This is a genomic window from Pedobacter sp. CAN_A7, assembly GCF_015752175.1.
Lineage (GTDB): Bacteria > Bacteroidota > Bacteroidia > Sphingobacteriales > Sphingobacteriaceae > Pedobacter.
In genome coordinates this window covers 418,248-442,172 of sequence record NZ_JADOUW010000002.1, presented here as the reverse complement: position 1 = coordinate 442,172, position 23,925 = coordinate 418,248, and the positions used below count along the sequence as shown (strand labels likewise).

Annotated in this window: 20 protein-coding genes; 8 read left to right on the top strand and 12 right to left on the bottom strand. The window is 42.3% G+C overall.

What is annotated here, in order from left to right; translation table 11 throughout:
* Positions 1 to 3 precede the first annotated feature (3 nt).
* Positions 4 to 1,767, top strand: coding sequence for a hypothetical protein (locus tag IWX76_RS08015; protein WP_196859383.1), 1,764 nt, complete (start codon positions 4 to 6; stop codon positions 1,765 to 1,767).
* Between the two features lie 296 nt (positions 1,768 to 2,063).
* Positions 2,064 to 4,433 (top strand): ABC transporter permease, encoded by a 2,370-nt coding sequence (locus tag IWX76_RS08010; RefSeq protein WP_196859382.1) that lies wholly within the window; start codon positions 2,064 to 2,066, stop codon positions 4,431 to 4,433.
* Here the strand turns inward: IWX76_RS08010 and IWX76_RS08005 are convergent, their stop codons facing one another.
* Complete coding sequence (locus tag IWX76_RS08005; protein WP_334641495.1) at positions 4,434 to 5,060, bottom strand: chloramphenicol acetyltransferase; 627 nt, start codon at positions 5,058 to 5,060, stop codon at positions 4,434 to 4,436.
* A 97-nt stretch (positions 5,061 to 5,157) separates the two neighbouring features.
* Here IWX76_RS08005 and IWX76_RS08000 point away from each other — a divergent pair, with 97 nt between their 5' ends.
* A complete protein-coding gene (locus IWX76_RS08000) occupies positions 5,158 to 5,718 on the top strand; it encodes a Crp/Fnr family transcriptional regulator (protein WP_196859381.1) in 561 nt (186 codons plus the stop codon).
* On the opposite strand, the gene IWX76_RS07995 is transcribed toward IWX76_RS08000, so the two are convergent.
* The 3 genes from IWX76_RS07995 to IWX76_RS07985 all read right to left on the bottom strand — a co-directional run bounded on the left by IWX76_RS07995 (position 5,711) and on the right by IWX76_RS07985 (position 9,925).
* A complete protein-coding gene (locus IWX76_RS07995) occupies positions 5,711 to 6,529 on the bottom strand; it encodes a DNA alkylation repair protein (protein WP_334641494.1) in 819 nt (272 codons plus the stop codon). The genes IWX76_RS08000 and IWX76_RS07995 overlap by 8 nt on opposite strands.
* 141 nt (positions 6,530 to 6,670) lie before the next feature.
* A complete protein-coding gene (gene carB, locus IWX76_RS07990; RefSeq protein WP_196859380.1) occupies positions 6,671 to 9,487 on the bottom strand; it encodes a carbamoyl-phosphate synthase large subunit in 2,817 nt (938 codons plus the stop codon).
* Between the two features lie 123 nt (positions 9,488 to 9,610).
* Positions 9,611 to 9,925 carry a carboxypeptidase regulatory-like domain-containing protein gene (locus IWX76_RS07985; RefSeq protein ID WP_196859379.1) on the bottom strand — a complete coding sequence of 105 codons (315 nt, stop codon included), beginning with the start codon at positions 9,923 to 9,925 and terminating at the stop codon, positions 9,611 to 9,613.
* A gap of 76 nt (positions 9,926 to 10,001) precedes the next feature.
* Here IWX76_RS07985 and IWX76_RS07980 point away from each other — a divergent pair, with 76 nt between their 5' ends.
* The 5 genes from IWX76_RS07980 (at position 10,002) to IWX76_RS07960 (ending at position 16,881) form a co-directional block, all read left to right on the top strand.
* Positions 10,002 to 10,526 carry a hypothetical protein gene (locus IWX76_RS07980; protein WP_196859378.1) on the top strand — a complete coding sequence of 175 codons (525 nt, stop codon included), beginning with the start codon at positions 10,002 to 10,004 and terminating at the stop codon, positions 10,524 to 10,526.
* A gap of 196 nt (positions 10,527 to 10,722) precedes the next feature.
* Entirely contained in the window at positions 10,723 to 11,250 is a 528-nt protein-coding gene (locus tag IWX76_RS07975) for an AAA family ATPase (RefSeq protein ID WP_196859377.1), read from the top strand.
* Between the two features lie 217 nt (positions 11,251 to 11,467).
* Positions 11,468 to 13,924 (top strand): TonB-dependent receptor, encoded by a 2,457-nt coding sequence (locus tag IWX76_RS07970; RefSeq protein WP_334641491.1) that lies wholly within the window; start codon positions 11,468 to 11,470, stop codon positions 13,922 to 13,924.
* 105 nt (positions 13,925 to 14,029) lie between these two features.
* A complete protein-coding gene (locus tag IWX76_RS07965) occupies positions 14,030 to 14,662 on the top strand; it encodes a thiamine phosphate synthase (RefSeq protein WP_196859376.1) in 633 nt (210 codons plus the stop codon).
* Between the two features lie 86 nt (positions 14,663 to 14,748).
* Complete coding sequence (locus tag IWX76_RS07960; RefSeq protein ID WP_334641490.1) at positions 14,749 to 16,881, top strand: hypothetical protein; 2,133 nt, start codon at positions 14,749 to 14,751, stop codon at positions 16,879 to 16,881.
* A 28-nt stretch (positions 16,882 to 16,909) separates the two neighbouring features.
* Here the strand turns inward: IWX76_RS07960 and IWX76_RS07955 are convergent, their stop codons facing one another.
* The 8 genes from IWX76_RS07955 to rplM form a co-directional block, all read right to left on the bottom strand.
* Complete coding sequence (locus IWX76_RS07955; protein ID WP_196859375.1) at positions 16,910 to 18,658, bottom strand: ABC transporter ATP-binding protein; 1,749 nt, start codon at positions 18,656 to 18,658, stop codon at positions 16,910 to 16,912.
* A gap of 77 nt (positions 18,659 to 18,735) precedes the next feature.
* The gene (gene frr, locus IWX76_RS07950; RefSeq protein WP_196859374.1) at positions 18,736 to 19,299 is read right to left on the bottom strand and encodes a ribosome recycling factor; all 564 of its coding nucleotides are present in this window, start codon (positions 19,297 to 19,299) and stop codon (positions 18,736 to 18,738) included.
* Between the two features lie 32 nt (positions 19,300 to 19,331).
* A complete protein-coding gene (gene pyrH / locus IWX76_RS07945) occupies positions 19,332 to 20,039 on the bottom strand; it encodes a UMP kinase (protein WP_196859373.1) in 708 nt (235 codons plus the stop codon).
* A 23-nt stretch (positions 20,040 to 20,062) separates the two neighbouring features.
* Positions 20,063 to 21,184, bottom strand: coding sequence for an N-acetylglucosamine-6-phosphate deacetylase (gene nagA / locus IWX76_RS07940; RefSeq protein WP_196859372.1), 1,122 nt, complete (start codon positions 21,182 to 21,184; stop codon positions 20,063 to 20,065).
* 78 nt (positions 21,185 to 21,262) lie between these two features.
* Positions 21,263 to 22,099, bottom strand: coding sequence for a translation elongation factor Ts (gene tsf, locus IWX76_RS07935; protein ID WP_196859371.1), 837 nt, complete (start codon positions 22,097 to 22,099; stop codon positions 21,263 to 21,265).
* A 99-nt stretch (positions 22,100 to 22,198) separates the two neighbouring features.
* Positions 22,199 to 23,023: a 30S ribosomal protein S2 gene (rpsB, locus tag IWX76_RS07930; protein ID WP_196859370.1), complete on the bottom strand. Its 825-nt coding sequence runs from the start codon at positions 23,021 to 23,023 to the stop codon at positions 22,199 to 22,201.
* A gap of 18 nt (positions 23,024 to 23,041) precedes the next feature.
* A complete protein-coding gene (rpsI, locus tag IWX76_RS07925) occupies positions 23,042 to 23,428 on the bottom strand; it encodes a 30S ribosomal protein S9 (RefSeq protein ID WP_196859369.1) in 387 nt (128 codons plus the stop codon).
* 16 nt (positions 23,429 to 23,444) lie between these two features.
* Positions 23,445 to 23,888: a 50S ribosomal protein L13 gene (gene rplM, locus IWX76_RS07920; RefSeq protein ID WP_196859368.1), complete on the bottom strand. Its 444-nt coding sequence runs from the start codon at positions 23,886 to 23,888 to the stop codon at positions 23,445 to 23,447.
* Between the last annotated feature and the right edge of the window lie 37 nt (positions 23,889 to 23,925).

Here is a 23,925-nt window from a genome sequence, read left to right as displayed (position 1 = left end):
CTCATGGAAGAAAAGCCCTATAAAAAAGCACGGATGACAAACTGGTTCCAGCCATCAATGTTACTCAACGTTGCTTTAAAATCGGTTATTTCAGGCACTTTCGGTAATTACGCCGATCGCAGGGAGCTTCAGGCGGCATTAAGTAACAGCGATGAAGATGCCGAACCAGAGCGGTTGCGGCAACGGTTGGTGACTGGGAAAAAAGAGATCTGGGTTGACATTATTTGTGACACCGGTGACGGTTTTGATTCCACGTTTTCGGTAGCTAGAAAAGCGGCACAAAAGAACCTGGTCTTGCAAACAGATGACCCCAACAGCCCCTCCTATACCACTAACCGTGGCGATGTGTTGGTTTTAGGTGGCGATGAAGTATATCCCTTTCCTACCCTTGATACTTATAATACAAAATTCCGCATTCCTTTTGATGCCGCTGGCGATAGAACAGAACCACTAACTGACGAGAGCAGGCCACTTTTATTCGCCATCCCCGGCAATCACGACTGGTATGATGGCCTTGGTAATTTCATGAAACTATTTTGCCAGCAACGCCGTATTGGGATCTGGCAGACCGCTCAAAAAAGGAGTTACTTTGCAATTCCACTTCCCCATAATTACTGGATCTGGGCTACAGATATCCAGCTAAATTCAAATATCGACCAGCCTCAGCTTGATTATTTCAGCCGCATTGCCAAAGCAGAAATGCAGGAAGGTGATAAGATTATCCTGGTTACGGCCGAACCTGCCTGGGTATATCATGAAATCAGACGAAATGACCAGAGTTTTGAAAGGCTGAAATATTTTATTTCCAGAAATATTCTTGATGAACAACATATCATTGGGAAGAAATTCAAACTTGCAGTGAATATTACCGGAGACCTACACCATTATTCACGGTATTGCCTTACAGAAAATGGCCATCAATACATCACTTCCGGAGGCGGAGGTGCATTTCTGCACCTTACGCACAATTTGCCTTCTACGCTGGACGCCATAAAGGGCAATAAACCTGAGGATATTATTACGCAGAAAAAAGTTTTCCCGGATGTATCGACATCCAGGCGGCTGCTTTTAGGCAATTTTCTTTTCCCATTTAAAAACCCTGCTTTTACTTCCCTGGCCTGGCTGGTTTATTTTTACATTTTTTGGCTGTTTCAAAGTCACCATGCCTCCTTAGAAGGCGGCTTTTTTCTCAGTGGATTCACCGGGATATCAACTGACCGGTTTTTCGAAACGATGTTTGACTATTTCGTCGGCGGCCCATCATTAGCAATCAGCATTGGGGCCCTATTTGCGGGATTTTGGCTGTTTGTAGACAGGGTTTCAAAAAAACGTGGAAGTTATTGGGTAGGACTTGTTCATGCGGTGGGTCAGACGATGATGTTATTTGGAACCATGTATTGGTTTGCACAAACCAATTTAATGGATTATTGGGGGCACTGGTGGGGCAATGCAATCATCATTGTGATTTTTAGCCTTAGTGGAGGCACTGTATCGGCTTTCACCATGGGGGTGTATTTATACCTCTCCAACCTTTTGCTGGGCATGCATGATGACGAATCATCGTCCGCCTTGGCAGAGCCGAATTTTAAGAACTTTACGCGAATGAAAATTCATGACAAAGGAATCGATATCTACCCTATAGGTATCTGTAAAGTCCAAAATAATTGGAAAGTGAGTGGAACGCAAAAGAAAATTACTGTTGAAGGCGAAGACTTTGACACCGTGCTTATTGAAAAGCCGATTAAGATTCTTGACCGTATGCTTTAGCAGATATCTTGGTATCCATTGCCCACCAAACGGTCAAATCTAGCCAATTACGAAACATCAGTATTTCTAAACTGAACGGTTAGGGTGCCTAACGATTTACAGAAACAACCCACATCATTTAGCGGAGGCTGCTGTTCGCTGGCGGACAACTCCTGTTCAATAATGAACAATGACATTTAAAATAGCACGATATTACCTTGTATAACAACACATTAATAGCTAACGCTATTCTGGCACAAACTTAGTCTCCAGCAAGACAACAATAGGAAACATCTGATTAACTAAAACTAATATTTATGTTATTCTTAAATCTCAAAATTGCGCTACGCAACATTTGGAAAAGCAAAGTGACATCGTTTATCAACATCATCGGCCTGGCCATTGGTTTAGCCGCTTGTTTGATGTTATTAGTTTATGTTTCTTATGAGTGGACTTTTGACAAACAAGCAAAACACGCAGAACAGGTATACATAGCCATGTCACATGTTACCGATGACTTTGGCAAAGACATTATGACTTTTGATGGCACGCCAACCTCTTTAGCCACTACACTAGCAGCCGGCCTTCCAGAAATCAAACATATCGCCCGGATTAGCTATGACCGCGTACATTTAATCGCCAACGGTGAAAACAGCTTTAAAAAGACGGCTAAATTTGCTGACGCTGATATTGTAAACATTTATGAATACCACTTTATCGCAGGGGATAAGAAGACCGCTTTGACAAAACCTGCTTCAGTAATCCTTACGGAAAGCATGGCAAAAAAGCTATTTGGTAAAACTGATGTGTTAAACAGAACCCTGCGTTTTGAAGATAAAACCACCTTAACGATTACTGGTATAATTAAAGATCTACCCAGCAACAGTTCTAACCGCTTTGATTATTTGATGCCCTGGTCATCTTACGATTTGGTAGACCATTCTTCCAAAGCATTGAATTGGGACAACTATAGTTTTGTGACGCTGGTGAGGCTTAATCCAACGGCCGACTTGCTTAACGTCAATCACAAGATAAATCCCCTTGTTAAAAAACAAACAGGCTGGAAAAGTTCTCCCTTTTTTTTATTCCCACTGCACAAACTCCACTTATATGGCAAATTCGAGAATGGAAAAAGTGTAGGCGGCGCTATTGATCAAATATGGCTCTTTACGGGTTTAGCCATTGGTATCTTGCTCATTGCCTGCATAAATTTTATGAATATGGCTACGGCGAAATCTGAGAAACGAGCCAAAGAAGTAGGTATCAAAAAAACGATAGGCGCTACCCGTGGTTCATTAGTCCTCCAGTTTCTTACAGAGTCCATGGTGCTCACCCTCATCAGTGTATTTATTGCCATTGCCGCTGTAGAAGCATTGCTCCCTGCTTTTGGCAATCTGCTCCAGATAAAATTCGAAGTTTCCTTATTCAGCTTTCAAACCTGGCTGGTTATCCTAGCCACAGTACTCCTCACGGGCGTTATCGCCGGAAGTTATCCTGCTTTTTACCTCTCCTCTTTCCACCCAATTCAGGCATTAAAGAGAAAAGTAAAAGGGCGGCAATTTTTCTCCTTCAGCTTAAGGCAGTTGCTGATCGTTGGGCAATTTTGTTTTGCCGTAATGCTAATGATTTCAACCCTGGTAATTTATAAGCAGATTCAATATATCAAGAACAGACCCGTTGGAATAGATATGAATGCATTAGTGGAGATGCCCAGTGAAGGCGCCTTGAAAGGCAGGTTTGAATTATTAAAATCACAGTTGATTAATGCAGGCGCCATTGTATCAGCAACAGAAACAAGTATAAGTTTATTACACCATGGCCAGAACTTTAATAATTTGGTATGGCCAGGAATGACACCTGCTGAAAGCAGCATGATGTTTACGCAGATGGGAACATCCTACAATTTTATTGAAACCACCGGGTTAAAACTAATAGCAGGCAGGGATTTCGCTAAGCAGTATGCATCGGATAGTGCTGCACTGCTGGTCAGTCGTTCGGCGGTCAAAGTCATGAACCTTACTGATCCGATCGGCAAATTGATAAAATTTCAGGGTGAAAATTTCAACATCATAGGTGTTTTTGAAGATTACGCATGGGATTCGCCTTACCAATCCAATAACCCAATGATCGTTTATCTTGGCAGAGAAGCGGGAAACATTACGATGCGGTTAAATCCGGATAAAAACCTGCAGGAGACCATGGAGATTATAGAAAAAACCACGAAGAACCTAAACCCTGCCTTTCCAGTACAACTCAGTTTTGTAAATGAGTCATACGATAAGCTACTTCAAAAAGAAAAAATACTAGGCATTTTATCCAATCTATTTGGCGGACTGGCTATTTTTGTTTCCTGTATAGGTCTGTTTGGACTCGTTGCTTACAGTGCCGAACAGCGCACCAAAGAATTTGGCGTGAGGAAAGTGCTTGGCGCTTCGGTGAGCAGTTTAATGCAATTGTTATCAATGTCTTTTATAAAATTGATCGTTCTTGCCATTGGCTTAGCTATACCTATAAGTTATTATGCGATGAATAAATGGCTCCAGGGATTTGAATTCCGTACGGAGATCAGCTGGTGGATGATTGCAACCGCAGCGTTTGGCACATTATTCCTAGCGCTCCTTACAATGAGTGTACAAGCGTATAAGACAGCCAGGGCAAACCCAGTAGACTCCCTTAAATATGAATGATTAACTATTCATGAATTGCTGAAACTTTTCTACAAATAGCCCTACGTGATACCCATCCATTAAACCATGATGCACATGAATGGAAACTGGCATAGTATGAACACAATTGAGTATTGTCATTTGTCCAAAAGATATTTTCGGAATGCTATCAGGAAAGCTGTAACTTCTTGCATGAGACAAAGAGGTAAAGTTAAGCCAGGGAACAGCCGAAAAGTGTATTACATTCTCACCTGAAACTGAAGGATGTAACCCTTTGCTTTGCCTAACTTCCGTCATCACTTGTTGGGCATTTTGACAGAACAGTTCTTCGTCCTCATGATAGTTCATATAAGAAAACCCAAAGGTTTCATCGAGACGATTAACCGTCGAAGAAGCATGGACCTCTTCGAAAATAAACACCTTTTTATCCACAATACGATACCTGAAGGCCTCTACAACGTTAGCAGCTTTTAAGGCGCGGTACAAATACCATAAAAAGAAACTTGCGCCTTTTTCTTTAGCCTGTTTGTAGGCTAATGTACAATCAATATTTACCGTTACGCCAAAAAATGGCTCTTCAAATTGACAGAAGAACTCATAATGGTCCTTACGTGGCCAGTTAATCAGATCAATTTCTTTTTTCATCATTGAAAATTTATGTTTTGGTTCATTTACTATATTTGACATCGAGACAAAAATAAAGCGACACCCCCTTAACTAAAAGGACATTTGTCCCAACGCAACTATGTTACGCACCAACAATTCATTTCTTTCCTTTATACAACAGCTTTATGAAACTAAAAAGCATCATAAGGAAATTCATTTAAAACGATTCCCAAAAGGAAGCAGGTTGTTACAACAGGGGGAAAAGGCCAGTAAAATATTCATTGTAGCCGAAGGGATCACTAAATGTTATTTCAGTGAGGAGAATGGGAAAAATTATATCCTGGAATTTTTGGGTGCCGGAGAAATAGCAGGAGAATTGGAGGTGATTAAAAATATTAATTGCCTGTGTAATATAGAAGCCGTAACAGAAGTGCAGGCCTATGTGTTAACTGTTCCCATAGTGAAGTCGTTGTTAGCAAATAACCCCTTATTTAATCACATGTTGTTGACCGAACTTGCAGAGCGCATCATTAACACCAGTAGCCGCTCTTCCTTCCAGCAATTATATAGTGTGGAGCATGCGTTGAAAAAGTTATTGATGCTGCAGTCTGAACACCAGCTTTCCATATCAAAGGAAGATATGGCCGCCTACCTGGGAGTTACCTTGCGAAGTTTAAACAGACTTTTAGCTGTTAAATAATAATTGCAACAACGTTACCTTGCCGGCTAACAATTTCGTTGATCCAAATGGGAGCAAATGGTGAAGTGCAACCCTTAGAAACTGGATAATCTCGATATATGCCCATTTTCTCGCCCATAGCAAGAGCACGGTCCCGGTACTCAGGATGGTGTATTCCAATTTGGGCTAACGTAGTGTTCATTGTCCATTGCACTTCCAGCGTTGCATTTGGCATCTCAGCCTCAATGAGATTAAGAAGTGCCTGAATATCGAGTCCATCCGGATTTCTTGCCACCCTACCGCTGGTAAGGCTCCAGCCTGCGCGGGCAGCCATCAGGTGATCAGTAGACATCCATCTCTCTCGGAGAACTTCATGATTAGGATGCTGCTTTATCACATAGGCACTTAACCAATCTGCAACATAAATAAAGTTAACAGAACGTATCATGGCATCAATGTCGTCCGCTGACAGCGCCTTAATGTCCAGGATAAGTATAGCTAAAAACCTGGCGTCAATGTTCCCCGTACCGGCCATTGGCTGTGTCCCGGTATTCACTATTTCAAGGTTTTGCATGCTCTGGTAGCTCGAGTTACTCAATAATACCGCATATAATGATGCATCAGGGGCAAGAACCTGGGGTTTATTACCTTCGCCATAGGCATCAACCCGAATGATATTGCCCTTTTCACCCTGGCCAGAAATTCTCAACACTTCAAGGAAACGGCTTCCCCTCTTTAACAACAATTGATCACCGGCACGCAGTTTTAGCTGTTCCAGATTTTTGAAAGATTTCCAAGGACGATGAAGACTTTGCCCATCCTGGATGGACAAGTAAACGGCATTATCTTAGTCATGCTGCAAGTTAATATTCTTTGGGTCCTCCTTTACAAATTTTCTGATCTCCAAAAAACTCTATAAAAAAAGCGGGTGATCTTTTAATGACCACCCGCTTCGTATCGTATTTTTATCTACTTATTTAGATAAGTACATTGATTTATCTTTGTACAACTTTCTGAAATAAGGATCTTCCAAATCTTTAATGAAACGGATTGATTCTCCCGTTGATTTCATTTCAGGACCTAATTCCTTTGTTACCTCAGGGAATTTCTCATAAGAGAATACAGGCTCTTTAATGGCATAACCAACCAGCTTACGCTCTATGGTAAAGTCTTTCAACTTATTAACGCCTAACATCACTTTCGCTGCAATATTGATGTAAGGAACATCGTAAGCTTTAGCGATGAAAGGCACCGTACGAGACGCCCTTGGGTTAGCCTCAATAACATAAACCTTACCATCTTTAACGGCAAACTGAATGTTTAATAATCCCCTTACATTTAAAGCCCTGGCAATTTTCTTAGAATAAGTTTCCATATCGTTCATTACCTTTTCAGAAAGACTGAATGGAGGCAATACGGCGAATGAATCTCCCGAGTGGATACCGGCTGGCTCAATATGCTCCATTAAACCAATGATATGTACATCTTCGCCATCACAGATTGAATCTGATTCAGTTTCTTCAGCACGGTCAAGGAAATGGTCAATCAGCACGCGGTTTCCAGGTAGATCACCTAAAAGCTTTACTACTGCTTTCTCCAGGTCTTCGTCATTAATGACAATGCTCATGCCTTGTCCGCCTAACACATAACTTGGGCGAACCAGTACCGGGTAACCTACTTGATTAGCTACCACAATCGCTTCTTCAGCATTTTCGGCAACGCCATATCTTGGATAAGGAATATCCAATTCTTTTAACAAGTCAGAGAAACGGCCACGGTCTTCCGCAACATCCATATCGTTGAATGACGTACCAATGATTTTGATGCCGTTCTCATGTAGTTTTTCAGCCATTTTCAAGGCTGTCTGACCACCAAGCTGTACAATTACCCCTTCAGGTTTTTCAAGGTCAATGATCTCACGAACATGTTCCCAGAATACCGGCTCAAAATAAAGCTTATCAGCCATATTGAAATCGGTAGAGACCGTTTCAGGATTACAGTTGATCATGATGGCTTCGAAGCCAGATTCCTTAGCGGCTAATAACCCGTGTACACAAGAATAGTCAAACTCTATACCCTGACCAATACGGTTAGGTCCCGAACCTAAAACAATGACTTTCTTTTTGTCGGAAGCAATAGATTCGTTTTCCTCTTCGAAAGTAGAATAGTAGTATGGTGTTTGTGCAGCAAACTCCGCAGCACAAGTATCAACCATTTTATAAACACGTTTGATTCCTAAAGATCTTCTGCGGTCATAGACCTCATCTTCCGTTACATTACCTAACAAATGAGCAATCTGAATATCAGAATAACCTTTTTGTTTCAAGGTAAACAGGAAGTCTTTAGGTACGTTATTTAGGGTGTATCTTTTTAATTCTGTTTCCAGTTGTACAAGCTCCTGAATTTGTGATAAGAACCATTTATCAATACGGGTAACTTTACGGATCGACTCCAAAGGTACACCCATAGCCATGGCATCTTTAATCAGGAACAACCTGTTCCAGCTTGGGTGCTCCAAACCGTACATGATTTCGTCAATACTGCGAACGTTTTTACCATCAGCACCTAATCCGGCTCTGCCAATTTCTAAACTCTGACAAGCTTTTTGAAGGGCTTCAATAAATGTACGTCCAATGGCCATCACTTCACCAACAGATTTCATCTGCAGGCCTAGTTCCATGTTGGCACCTTTAAATTTATCAAAATTCCAACGAGGAATCTTTACGATCACATAATCCAAACTTGGCTCAAAATAAGCAGAGGTTGTTTTAGTAATCTGGTTTTCTATTTCATCAAGGTTATAGCCGATCGCTAATTTAGAAGCGATTTTGGCAATTGGATAACCTGTAGCTTTACTGGCTAAAGCCGAAGAACGGGAAACTCTTGGATTGATCTCAATCGCAATAATTTCGTCGTTAGCTGGATTTACCGAGAACTGTACGTTACATCCACCGGCAAAATTACCGATTGCGCGCATCATTTTGATGGCCTGGTTACGCATGTCCTGGTAGCAACGGTCAGACAAAGTCATGGCCGGGGCAACCGTAATGGAATCTCCAGTATGGATACCCATTGGGTCAAAGTTTTCGATCGAGCAAATGATAATTACGTTATCAGCGCTGTCTCTCAACAATTCCAACTCATATTCTTTCCAGCCTAAAACCGCTTGTTCTACCAGCACTTCGTGTGTTGGAGAAGCCTCTAAACCACGTTTTAAAGCTAAATCAAATTCTTCTTTTTTGTGGACAAAACCACCACCTGAACCACCAAGGGTGTACGATGGACGGATAACCAATGGATAGCCGATTTCCTGAGCTGCTTCTTTACCTTCTAAAAAGGAATTGGCAATTCTGGAAGTAGCAACACCCACGCCGATATCGATCATCAGCTGTTTGAAAGCTTCTCTGTTTTCAGTTTTTTCAATCGCAGCAACATCAACACCGATTACACGAACACCATGTTTTTCCCAAACACCGCGTTCTTCTGCCTCTTTACAAAGGTTTAAAGCGGTCTGGCCTCCCATAGTAGGTAAAACAGCATCAATTTTCCGCTCGATTAAAATCTCTTCAATAGCGTCGACTGTTAAAGGGCGAAGATAAACATGGTCAGCAATGACCTTATCTGTCATAATAGTAGCAGGATTGGAGTTTATGATGGAAACTTCAATTCCTTCTTCTTTTAAAGATAAGGCTGCTTGAGATCCTGCATAATCGAATTCACAGGCTTGACCGATAATAATTGGTCCGGATCCGATAATTAATACGGAGCGTATGGAAGTGTCTTTAGGCATATGGCTTTTTAAAGTTTTGCTCGCGAGATTTTCAATACGAAGAGAAAGATCCCGACAACTCTGTCGGGGTGCAAAGTTACGCTTTTAGCGCATAAACTGGATACGTTTTTTAAAAAATTTGGATTACTTAGGCAGCAGTTTGATCTGCCCGATAGTTGTAGTGGCACTGTCAATAACAGCCACATCATTTAAAATATAGTCCTGATATGGCGCAATGGCCTTTACATGTACCGTATAGGTATTCGCCTTGAGGCTTTTAACTTCAAAGTTACCCTGTTGATGTGGCACTTTTAAGGTGTCAGTTCCGGCAATTACCAGGATCTCCGCAATACCTTCCGGCGGACTGATTTTTCCTTGTATGGCGCCACTGTTTGCTGCTTTAAAAGCAAAGGAGGCACAAAAGAAAACAATGATGGAGGCGTAGGCGATATTTTTCATAGAAATATGATTTAGCCGTTATAGCTTAAAGATGCACAAAAAACACCTTTGGAACAAATTTTGTTCTTTCCTTAACATGAAAAAACTAATCATTGCCTTTTTGGCCGTTTCTATAGGCATTAGCGGATGTGCCACTGTACAATCAATTATCAAATCCAGCTTTCCCTATACGGCAACACTGATTATTCCAGCATCAACAAAAGCCAATACTACCGTTTCTGCTACCAGTGCAGCCAGTAGTTTTGATGAAATTTTCGGAAATCAGGGTGGAAATAGCTACATCAAAGAAGTAAGAATTGCTTCGGCAAAGATTAATGCCTCAAATCCAAACACCCAGAGCATGGGTATGTTCAAATCGGTAAAAGTTTTTATTTCTAATGGAAATAGTGGAGAAGTCATGGTAGCGTCACGAAATGATATTGCTGAAAATATCGGATCATCGCTTGTACTAGACATCGACAATTCACGTTTCTTAGATAATTACATCAAAGGAAACAGCCTGCGCATCAGAGCAGAATATGTGTTAAGAAGTGGTGTAACCACCGATGTAAGCGTTAAAGCAGCATTAAGTTTCAGCTCTTCGCCTAACACGGTTAATTAAGATTAAACGCATTCTTCCCTAGGAAGGATATTCTTCATAAATAGTTTGTTTGGTTTATTATCCGGTATAAGTTTATCTTATGCCGGATTTTTTTTGCATTATCATGCCGGTATCACTTAATTTGCCGCTGGTTAGGCCACCAATACCTACGGCTTGTAACGCAACTGCAGGCCATTAAATCGGAGAAAGACATATCGTGAATAAATCAGTAAAGAAAATTGCCATCGTTGGTCCGGAAAGTACCGGCAAATCAACCCTAACCCAACAGCTGGCCAGGCAATATCATAGCCCCTGGGTAGCAGAATACGCTCGCTATTATTGTGCGGCCTTAAACGGCCCCTGCACGCTGCAGGATGAAATGAACATGTTTCACGGGCAAGTGGCCCTAGAAGATTCTGTGCTGGCATCCACAGAAAAAGACCTTGTTTTTTGCGATACGACCTTCCTCACGGTTAAAATATGGACCGATCACCTATTTGGAGAAACGCCACAACTGGTACTCGATGCTTTACATGCCCGCCCTTATGACCTATACCTGCTCATGGATATCGACCTGCCCTGGGAAGAAGACCCCTTGCGGGATTTCCCAGACCTCAGGGAGCACTTTATGCAGGTATGGCACCGAGAACTGCAAAATCTGCAGGCTAATTATGTGGTGGTGAGCGGCACTAACGACCGTTTTGCCCATGCCGTAGCTGCAGTTGATCATTTTCTGCAGATGTAAATAATTTTTATACATTTGTACCATCAAAAAGGGGTGCCTTGTTTTGTAAAAAACACAAAAACAGGCTGAGAACATACCCATTACATCAAACAACATATAGGTTTGGATGTATGCACCTGATCCGGATAATGCCGGCGGAGGGATTGGAGTTATGGAGTTTAACTAAACTGTGAGTACCCCTGCTTACAGCTTGTTTAACTAAAAACAATTTTTAAAATTGAAAAAATTACTATTCATGGCCCTTGCCATGTTGCTGTTTCCGTTATTAACGAAAGCACAATTTACCCTATCAGGAACTGTTTCTGATGCTAAACAACCCTTATCCGGCGCAAGCGTGAAGCTTAAATCTGCACAGCGTGGTGCCACCGCAAATCGTTCTGGCGAATACCAGTTTAAAAACCTGCAACCTGGAAATTACACTTTAGTGGTCTCCTACATAGGTTACGAAACCCAGGAGAAAACCATAAATTTAACATCCAACCTTACCTTAGACGTTGCTCTGGCACCTTCAGCCTTCCTGGCCGATGAAGTGATTGTGAGAGGCACCAGGGCCACCGAGAAATCGGCCACCACTTACAGGAACCTGAGCAAGGAAGAAATCAGCGAAAACAACTTTGGACAAGACCTGCCCTTTCTCTTAAATAATACACCTGGTGTGGTAGTATCCTCTGATGCCGGATCTGGCATTGGTTATACCAGCATCAGGGTTCGCGGTAGCGATGCCACACGTGTCAACGTGACGGTGAATGGCATTCCTTATAACGATAGCGAGAGCCAGGGAAGTTTTTGGGTTAACATGCCCGACTTTGCATCCTCGGTAGAAAACATCCAGATCCAGCGTGGTGTGGGTACTTCAACCAATGGCGCTGGTGCTTTTGGCGGAAGTTTAAATGTGCAAACCAGCGCCCCTTCCAGAGCGGCTTTTGCGGAAATAAACAATACCTATGGCTCTTTTAACACCTGGAAAAACACGGTAAAAGTAGGAACCGGACTTATCAATGATAAATTTAGCTTTGATGGTCGTTTATCGCGCATCAAATCAGATGGTTTTATTGATCGTGCAGCCTCCGACTTAAAATCATACTTTTTATCGGGTGCCTACCATGGTAAAAAGGACCTTTTACGGATCAATGTGTTTGCAGGTGCCGAAACCACCTACCAGGCCTGGAACGGGATTCCCGAATCGCGTTTAAATGGCGACCTGGCCGGTATGCAGGCTTATATCGACCGTAATTACCTGAGTGAAGCGGATGCAAACCTGCTTTTAAATTCAGGAAACCGCACTTATAATTCTTTCACCTATAAAGACCAGACCGATAACTACTGGCAAAACCATTACCAGCTGTTATATGCTCGCCAGTTTAATGAGCAGTTTTCCTTTAACGGCGCCTTGCATTATACCGACGGCCGCGGTTATTACGAAGAATTTAGAACCGGCCAGAAGTTTAGCAATTATGGTCTGGATAACGTAAATCTGGGTGGCAGTCCGCTGGACAGGACAGATTTAATTCGCCGCAGGTGGCTTGATAACGACTTTTACGGGGTAACTTATAACTTTAACTACCAGCCTTCCAACAAGCTGACCTTTACCTTGGGGGGTGCTTATAATGAATATGCAGGAAAACACTTTGGTGAAATCATTTGGGCGCAATATGCTTCTAATGGCCAATACGGAGATCATTACTACGATAACCAGGGCGACAAAACAGATTTCAACATTTTTGGAAAGGTAATTTACAGTCCGACAGAAAAGCTGAGCCTCTTTGCCGACCTGCAATACCGAAACCTGAATTATGAGGTGGCCGGTACAGATAAAAACCTGGACCTGATAGACCTTAACGACAAGATGAACTTCTTTAATCCCAAGGTTGGCGCTACTTATTTTCTGACGGAGCAAAGCAATGTTTATGCATCGTATAGTGTAGCTAATAAAGAGCCTAACCGCGATGATTATGTGAATGCCACCGCCGGATTATTCCCTAAATCAGAACGCTTGAACAATGTGGAAGCAGGTTACCGCTTTAAAAATGACCGATTTAATGCAGGTCTAAACGTCTATGGCATGTTCTACAAAGACCAAATCGTGGTAACCGGAAAAATCAACGACGTAGGAGAATCGATACGTCAGAATGTACCTGAAAGTTACCGCATTGGCGTAGAGCTGGATGCATCGTATGTGCTGAGCAGGAAACTGGTATTAAACGCCAATGCCGCCTTGAGCCGCAACAAGATTAGCGATTATATAGATTACCTCTATGAGTACGACGATAATGGCGACATTAGCAATACGGTAGAAACGGCATACACCACTACAGATATTTCCTTTTCCCCTGCTGCCGTTTTGTTTGCAGAATTAGCTTATAAACCGGTTACTGGTTTCGCCGTTGCCTTACAAAATAAATATGTGGGCAAACAATACCTTGATAATACACAAAATGAATCGAGAAAGTTGGCCGCTTATTTTGTAAGCAACCTGCGTGCAGCCTATGATTTCACAGCTTTTGGGGTTAAAAACATCAACCTCGCCCTTTTGGTAAACAACGTATTCGATAAAAAATATGAAAGCAATGGTTATACCTATGGTTCTATTTACCAGGGTATAACTACCACAGAGAACTTTTATTTCCCTCAGGCAGGTACAAACTTCTTACTTTCAGTAAATTTGAAGTTCTAGTTGACAGCAATCAAGCACATGAGCTTAATTGTTTAACACCAGATTAACCTGATGAAGCTATTTAATTGATGATTGCTTCTCGCCGCAAATAAACAGCATTGATAAATGAAAAAATACATAGAGAAACTACATTTCATTACCCATGACCTGCCTGATTTTAGTCATGTAGAGCAGACCCAACAGTCTTGTGAAGCAGGTGCTAAATGGATACAGTACCGCTGTTTATCTAAAAGTGGGGACGAGCTGTTGAATGAAATACATCAAATAGCATCGATTTGTGACGATTGGGGGGCTACCCTGATCGTCACTGATCATGTGCAGCTGAAAGGAAAAGCAGATATACAAGGTTTTCATGTGGAAGATTTCGACGCCGATTTTAAAGCCTTAAGGGCACAGCTTGGCGAAGAAACCACCATCGGTGGATCGGCAACAACAGTAGCCGGACTAATCAGGTTATTTGAGGAAGGTGCCGATTATGCTGGTTTTGGGCCCTTTAACATCACCACCACAAAACCCAACAATTCCCCTTTACTGGGCATCCAGGGATATACAGCCGCAATGGCACAATTACAAGCATTAAACATCGATTTTCCAGTATTGGCAGTAGGCGGTGTAACACTTGCAGATGTAGAAGCCCTGATGGAAACGGGGATCTTTGGTCTGGCAGCATCGGCCGCCATTAACCAGTCGCCCAACCTGCGTGACGCCTATGAGGATTTCCATGCCCTACTAAGTTAAGCCTTAAGGAGAGCAGGTTTGTACAGGATAGTTAAGGGAGCGTTTTTCCCTATCTTGGAACAAACCAAATAGACGCTTTAAGGACGATGATGATTAAATATTATTTAGCCAGCTGTTTGCTGTTTGCAGGTTTAACCCTGCAAGCACAAAAAATTAACCGCCAGGCATTGGTAAGCCGCCACAACGTGAAGGTAAAACAGGTAGATTCTTTAGCCTCCCTATCTGTTGGCAATGGTAAATTTGCTTTTACAGTAGATGCCACAGGTTTACAAACTTTCCCAGACCGTTACCAACACGGCGTCCCCTTGGGTACTCAAACCGAATGGGGCTGGAATACCTTCAAAAACACAGAAAACTTTACACTTGAAGAATCGTTGCGCGAATACCAGCAATACGGGCGCAACATTACTTATGCCGTACAGGTAAAAACGCCGGAGCGCAATAAAAATGCTTCAGACTGGTTCAGGAAAAACGTACACCGCCTGCAGTTAGGTAACCTGGGTTTAGAAATTACCCTGAAAAATGGCAAAGCAGCCGGTCCTGACGACATCAAAAATATTGATCAGGAACTAAACTTATGGACAGGCACCATAAAAAGCAACTTTACCGTAGAGGGCGAAAAGGTAGAAGTGCTTACGGTTTCGCACCAGCAGGATGACCTGATTTCCACTAAAATCAATTCCAACCTACTTACCACGGGCAGACTGAAAGTCAAACTGCGCTATCCCTACCCAACTGCCGAATGGATGGATGTAGGCAATAACCATGCAAATGTCGATAAACATAAAACCCAGCTGACTAGAATTGCGGCGCGTTCGGCGGTGATTACCCGTCAACTGGATTCGGCGAGTTACATCACCGCCTTGAAATGGACAGGGAACGCAAACCTCACCACTAAGGATAAGCATTATATCGTGCTTCATCCCGATAGAAAATCAAACACACTAGAATTAACCGCCTGGTTCCAGGAAAAAGAAACACAGCAAGCAATTCCGACATTCAAAGAAACCGAAAGCAATAGCATACATGGTTGGAAAACATTCTGGCAAAGCGGTGGTGCCGTTGATTTTGCTGGCAGCAGCGACCCCAGGGCACATGAACTGGAGCGTAGGGTCATCTTATCACAATACCTCACCAAAGTACAGTGTGCAGGCTCTTACCCACCCCAAGAAACAGGTTTAACCTATAACAGCTGGTTTGGAAAACCTCACCTGGAAATGACCTGGTGGCATATGGTGCATTTTGCCCTATGGGGAAGGCCAGAAATTATGGAAAAGACGGCCAACTGGTACCATAAAGTGGCGAGCGGCGCAAAGAAATTAGCGGAACGCCAGGGTTTTGATGGCTTGCGCTGGCAAAAGATGACCGACAACAATGGTAATGAAAGTCCGTCATCAGTTGGTGCGCTCCTCATCTGGCAACAACCTCACCTAATCACTTTCGCCGAACTGGGTTACCGGGCGCATCCCGATAAAAAAACACTAGAACAATACAAAGACCTGGTCTTTGGTACCGCCGATTTTATGGCTTCCTTTGCTTATTTAGATAAGGAGACGGGAAAATATCGCTTAGGTCCGGGTGTTATTCCTGCCCAGGAACGTTTTAAAGCGGAAGAAACCTTTAACCCTACCTACGAGCTGGCATACTGGCACTGGGCATTGAATATTGCACAGCAATGGCGCGAGCGACTAGGTTTACAAAGATCGGCCAAATTGGATGACGTGATGGCTAAACTGTCACCACTGCCTGTGCAGGACGGCGTTTATCTGGCCACCGAAAGTGCAAAAGATTCTTACACCAACCCTGAGTTTAAAACAGATCACCCTTCGGTTTTGGGTACTTACGGCATGTTGCCGGAAACCCCTTTACTGGATAAAAAAGTCATGCGCAAGACATTCGACCTGGTGTGGGATACCTGGAGCTGGAATGATACCTGGGGCTGGGATTTCCCAATGACGGCCATGGCAGCCGCCAGATTGAATATTCCTGAACGGGCCATTGATGCCTTAATGATGAATGTGCAAACCAATAGGTATCTGGTTAACGGCCACAATTACCAGGATGAGCGATTACGCCTGTACCTGCCTGGCAATGGAGGTCTGCTCACGGCGGTAGCCATGATGTGTGCAGGTTGGGACGGGCAAACCGAGAACAACCCCGGCTTTCCGAAAAACGGCAAGTGGAATGTAAAATGGGAGGGTTTAAAACCTATGCCTTAACCATCAATAGCAAACAGCGTGTTGAGGTTTACACTTCGACACGCTCGCCAACTTGTTGGCGCCACATGGCATAATAAAGTCCTTTTTCAGTTAATAGGTCTTCATGTTTTCCCTGTTCAATGATATGGCCTTTTTCCAACACATAAATGCGATCGGCATGACGGATGGTCGAAAGCCTGTGAGCAATTAAAATACTGATGTGACTGGTTTTAGAAGAGATCTCCCGGATGGTTCCGGTAATTTCTTCTTCGGTGAGCGAGTCTAAAGAAGAAGTGGCCTCATCGAATACTAAGATATCTGGCTGGCGTAACAATGCCCTGGCTATAGAAAGTCGTTGTTTTTCGCCACCGGATACTTTTACACCACCTTCACCAATCACGGTATCCAGTCCATGTTCTGCCCTGGCCATCAGGTTCTGACAAGCAGCTTGCTGTAATACATGCAGGCATTCTTCGTCGGTAGCATGAGGCCGCACAAATTGTAGGTTCTCCCTAATGGTACCTGAAAAGAGTTGCGTATCCTGGGTTACAAAACCAATCTTCTCCCTAAGCTGGTCGAGATCGATCTGGCCGCTGGATATTTCGTTATAAAAAACTTCACCTTCAACCGGCTGGTATAAGCCCACCAAAAGCTTCACCAATGTGGTTTTTCCAGAGCCAGAAGGGCCCACAAAAGCAATGGTTTCCCCACGGTCAGTACTAAAACTAATATGATTTAAGGCATTGCTTTTACCCGTCAGGTGACGGAAGCTGACCCCATTAAAGGAAAGTCGTGTAATTTTATCAAGAGGCACCGGGTTCACAGGTTTTTTATCTACCGGTGTATTCAGAATGCGCTTAAAGTTAGCTAAGGATACTTCCGCTTCACGCCAATAAAGGATCACATTGCCCAGCTCCTGTAGTGGGCCGAATAAAAAGAAAGAATAAAAAAGGAAAGAGAAGTACTGCCCCGGTGAAATGGTATTTTCAAAAATCAGGATGAGCAACACCACCACCATGGAACTCCGTACAAAATTAACGGTGGTACCCTGCACAAAACTCATGCTGCGCACATATTTCACCTTCTTCAGTTCCAAACCTAATATCTGGTAAGTAGTTTTATTTAACCGCTCTATTTCCTGGTTTACCAGGCCAAGGCTTTTCACTAATTCAATATTTCGTAGTGATTCGGTTGTTGAACCCGCTAAGGCAGTCGTTTCTTTTACAATGGTTCTTTGAATCACCTTTATTTTTTTGCTGAGGAACCAACTGACCAAACCAATGGTAGGTACTGCAGCCAGGTAAATCAGCGTCACTTTATAACTTACGGAAGTGGAATACACCATCACGAAAACCATACCGATGATGCTCACAAAAATTACACTTACAAAGGAGGTAATGAACTTCTCTGTGTCGATGCGCACTTTCTGCAAAATCCCTAAGGTTTCACCGCTGCGCTGGTCTTCAAACACCTGGTAAGGCAATTCCAGCGAACGTTTCAGGCCATCGGCATACATGCGGGCGCCTACTTTTTGCACGACGATGCTCGTGAAATAATCCTGGAAGTTTTTAGCCAGTCGCGATACCATGGCCGCACCAACGCCAAGGCCTACTAAACTCAGTACGCCCCATACAAACTCACTTCTGCTCAGTATATCCTTTTTCTCGATAAACTGGTCGACAATACGACCCGTAATATAAGGGTCAAGCAAGGAAAAGCCGATGTTAATGGCTGCCAGCACGAGGGCAAGGGCAACCGTCCATTTGTGATTTTTTAGATATTGCAGCAGTAAATTCATTCGGTGCAAAAATAAAGAAAGGGAATACAGCTTTCGCTACATTCCCTTTTTATGATAATAAAAATATAATTGGGTGTTTATACCGTCAAAATATCTTTCTCTTTAGCTTCCATGTGTTTATCTACCTTAAGGATATAAACATCAGTGATTTTTTGTACTTCGCCTTCGCCAGTTTTAATTTCATCATCAGAAACCGCGTCACCTTTCAAACGTTTGATCTTTTCGTTTGCATCTTTACGGATGTTACGGATGGCAATTTTTCCTCTTTCTGCTTCTTCTTTTGCTTTTTTAACCAAGTCGCGTCTGCGTTCTTCAGTTAGTGGCGGAACCACTAAACGAATCACTACCCCATCATTTTGTGGGTTGATACCGATATTAGCTTCCATAATAGCACGCTCAATTGGCGTAAGCAAGTTTTTCTCCCAGGGTTGAACCAGCAAAGTACGAGCATCAGGAGTATTGATACTGGCTACCTGGCTCAATGCTGTTGGTGTACCATAATAATCTACCGTAATTCCATCCAGCATACCTGCAGAAGCTTTACCTGCGCGTATTTTTGTCAACTCCGATTCGCAATGTAAAATTGCTTTATCCATTGTCGCTTGTGCTTCCTGTAATTGTTTCTTTATGAGGTCATTCATATGAGGTGTTGTTTGTGCAAATTAAAAAATTATTAACCTTTAACCAGTGTTCCTATTTCTTCGCCCTGAGCAATTTTCATGAAATTACCAGGTTTATTCATGTCGAAAACAATGATGGGAAGTTCATTCTCTTCACAAAGTGTAAAAGCGGTCATGTCCATTACATTTAGCCCTTTTGCATAGACTTCTTTGAAAGAGATATTGCTGTAACGGGTAGCTGTACTGTCTTTTTCCGGATCGGCAGTATAAATACCATCAACACGGGTACCTTTTAATACCACATCTGCTTTAATTTCAATGGCTCTTAAAGCCGCTGCAGAATCCGTGGTGAAGTAAGGGTTTCCTGTTCCTGCACCAAAAATCACAACCCTGCCTTTTTCAAGGTGCCTTACCGCTCTTCTGCGAATAAAAGGCTCACAGATCTGTTCCATTTTGATGGCAGTAAGTAAACGGGTTTTTAAACCCACTTTTTCTAAAGCATCCTGTAAAGCCATACTGTTGATTACGGTAGCCAACATCCCCATGTAATCGGCTTGCGCGCGATCCATTCCCGACTTTTCGGCACTTAAACCTCTGAATATATTGCCGCCACCAATAACAATTGCAATTTCAAGTCCTTGGGCATGCACTGCTTTGATATCCTCAGCATACTGTCTAACGCGCTCATTGTCAATACCGTATTGCTTATCGCCCATCAGCGATTCGCCGCTTAACTTTAAAAGGATCCTTTTATACTTCATGACTCCAAAAATAGCTATTTGTTTTAATTATTAACGATCAAATGTTCAACTCCGGCAACAAAAGCCTTTTGCAAAGTCAGCTCCTCATTTAAAAGCAGCAGATTGGCGGATTTACCAGGCTCCACAACGCCTATATGTTCAGCCATGCCCATTACCCTTGCCGGGTGCAGGCTGGCCATATTAACTGCCTCTCCCAATGGGATATCACAATGATTTACGCAGTTTTTAACGGCGTCCAATAAGGTAATATTGGAACCCGAAAGCGTGCCATCAGCCATGGTAAACTTAGTACCCACCAAACGATGCTGGTATGGTCCAACTTCACAGGCCGTCACCGCGTCGGTAATCAGAAATAAGCGCTCTTTAAGCAGTTTATAGCTCATCTTTACCATTTCGTAACTGACGTGCTGTCCATCAGCGATAATGCTGGCAGCAGCTTTGGGGTGACTAAACAACGCTACTGGCAAATTTGGTGCGCGGTGGTGTATGGATGGCATGGCATTAAACAGGTGTGTGGTGGTTGTAAAACCATTGTTGTAGGCGTCGGTAGCTTGTTCAAAGGTAGCATCGCTATGCCCAAGTGATAACACGATGCCCTGCTCACGCAGGTAATTAATCACTTCCTCATCCTGTAGCTCAGCCGCCAGGGTCATCATTTTAACCGTGCCCTCCGCATATTCGATGAGCGCTTTTACTTCCGCTAATGTTGCCAGGTGTACAAACTCAGGAATATGAGCACCTAAACGTTTTGGATTCAAATAAGGGCCTTCTAAATGCAGTCCCATAAAAGCTTTTGCTTCGGCACGGTAGGCCTTGGCAGCGTCTATGGCCGCATAAAAAACTTCCATGGAGTTGGTGGCCAGGCAGACCAGAAAGCCGGTGGTACCCTTGCTAATTAAGTCGGCATCCATCTGTCTCAGCGTTTCCACCGTTGGAAATGCAGAAAACAAGTTCCCTCCGCTACCATAAATTTGAAGGTCTATAAAACCAGGGACGATATAACTACCCCCGGCATCAATAGTGGTATAGTCGGCCGGTATGGTACCGTCGCTAATCGCTTTAATCGCTCCATTTTCTATAATAACCGTTTGGTCTGCTGCCAAACCATGCTTTGTAAATAACTTTCCGTTTGTAATTGCTATCATAAGGCAAATCTATTTTCGTAAATATAAGGCATAAAAAAAGTCCCATAAGGGACTTTTTTTATATTCATTACAAAAAGGTTATGCACCTAATTGTACACGTTTAAAAGAAGTAACGGTTAAATCTTTAGCCGTATCGGTTAAAAATTTACGAACATCTTTAGATGAATCTTTAACAAATTCCTGGTTCAACAATGTATTGTCTTTGTAGAATTTATTCAATTTACCAGCAGCGATTTTTTCAATCATTGCTTCTGGTTTACCTTCTGCACGGATTTGTTCTTTAGCAATCTCAGTTTCACGTTCGATAAGCGTTGAATCAACACCGTCTTTATCTAAAGCAACCGGGTTCATGGCAGCAATTTGCATCGCTACGTCTTTACCTGCTTCGTCAACACCTGCAACATCTTGATTTAAAGCAACTAAAACACCTAAACGGTAGTTACCGTGGATGTAAGGAACAACTTTTTCACCTGTTACAGTTTCGAATTTAGAGATACCAATTTTCTCACCAATTTTACCAGTGTTTTCTACAATGATATCAGAAACTTTAACGCCATCAATTTCTAAAGCTAAAAGCTCTTCTAAAGTTGCAGGGTTTTTCTCGATTGCTAAATCAGCAAATTTATTACCTAAGGCAACGAAATCAGTGTTTTTAGCAACAAAGTCAGTTTCACAGTTCAATTCAATAACAACACCACGTTTTCCGTCTGCTGTCGCTTTAGCAATAACAACACCTTCGTTAGAATCACGATCCTGACGGCTTGCTGCTACTTTAGCACCTTTTTTACGTAAGTAATCAACGGCTGCTTCGAAATCGCCATTTGCTTCTGTTAATGCTTTTTTGCAATCCATCATACCGGCACCGGTTTGTTGGCGTAATTTATTTACATCTGCAGCAGTAATTTGTACTGACATTTTTGTTTCCTTTTAAGTTTTATAAAAAAATAATGGGTTGTATATTGTTAGTTGTAAGTAAAACCCGCAACACACAACATACAACCCAAAATATATTATTTACGCTTCGCTAGTACCTTCTTCAGAAGATTCAGCACTTACTTTTCTCTTTCTTTCGCCTGGTTCTTTAACTTCCGGAGCGTCAGCAGCAGCTTTAGCAGCTACAGCTTCTTTTTCTGCTTCGTCGTCTTTTTCACGTTTGCGCTCATCTAAACCTTCTTCAATTGCTTTGATAATGATATCAGTAATTAAAGAGATTGATTTAGTTGCATCATCATTCGCTGGAATAGGGAAATCAATGTTTGACGGATCAGAGTTAGTATCTACCATAGCGAAAGTTGGAATGTTTAATTTCAACGCTTCGCTTACTGCGATATGCTCTTTTTTAACATCAATTAAAAAGATAGCAGCTGGTAAACGGTTTAAATCCGCGATACCACCTAATAAGCTTTCTAATTTAATACGCTCACGTTGGATCATTAAACGCTCTTTCTTAGAAAGAATCGAGTAAGTACCATCTTTAGTCATCTTGTCGATGTTAGACATCTTTTTGATCGACTTACGTACAGTTTGAAAGTTAGTTAACATACCACCTAACCAACGTTCAGTTACGAAAGGCATGTTTACTTTTTTTGCTTGTTCAGCAACAATTTCTTTAGCTTGTTTTTTCGTTGCTACAAATAAGATCTTGCGACCAGATTTTACGATTTGTTTAATCGCAGAAGCAGCTTCTTCAGTTTTAGTTAAAGTCTTGTTTAAATCTATAATGTGGATTCCATTGCGCTCCATGAAAATGTAGGGCGCCATCTTAGGGTTCCATTTACGGGTAAGGTGACCAAAATGTACACCTGCATCCAATAAGTCTTGATATGTTGTTCTTGCCATTGTGTTGTCTCCTTAAGATTAACGTTTACTGAATTGGAATTTTTTACGAGCTTTCTTGCGACCTGGTTTCTTACGTTCAACCATACGCATATCACGGGTCATTAACCCTTTAGCACGTAATGCTGGTTTTTTCTCAGCATCTAATTCAACAATAGCTTTAGCGATAGCTAAACGAATAGCTTCTGCCTGGCCTTTAATGCCACCTCCTGCTACGTTTACATTGATATCATACTGACCAACTAACTCAGAAACTTCTAAGGATTGATTAACGATATATTGTAAAGGTAATGTAGGGAAATATACTTTGTGGTCTTTACCGTTAACGGTAATGGCGCCGTTGCCATCTTTTAAATAGATACGTGCAACAGCAGTCTTTCTTCTTCCTGAAGTGTTAGTAACTGACATTTCTTTCTTCCTTTAATTAAAGTGTAATGGTTGTTGGTGATTGTGCCTGGTGAGGATGCTCTGCTCCTGCGTAAACAAAAAGGTTGGTGTATAACTTAGCACCAAGTTTTGTTTTAGGTAACATACCACGAACGGCTTTCTCGATAACACGCGTAGGGTGTTTCGCCATTAACTCTTTCGGAGAAATGAAACGTTGACCACCTGGATATCCAGTGTATGAAACGTATTGTTTCTCGCTGAATTTATTTCCGGTCAATTTAACCTTGTCTGCATTAATAACGATAACGTTATCTCCGCAGTCTACGTGTGGGGTGTACTCTGGCTTGTTTTTTCCACGGATGATCATAGCGATCTTCGATGACAAGCGCCCCAAAATCTCGCCTTGAGCATCAACAACAACCCACTGTTTGTTAACAGTTTTAGCATTGGCTGAGACAGTTTTGTAACTTAACGTATTCACTTGCTTGTATTTAATTTGTTAATAATTCTTTTATTCC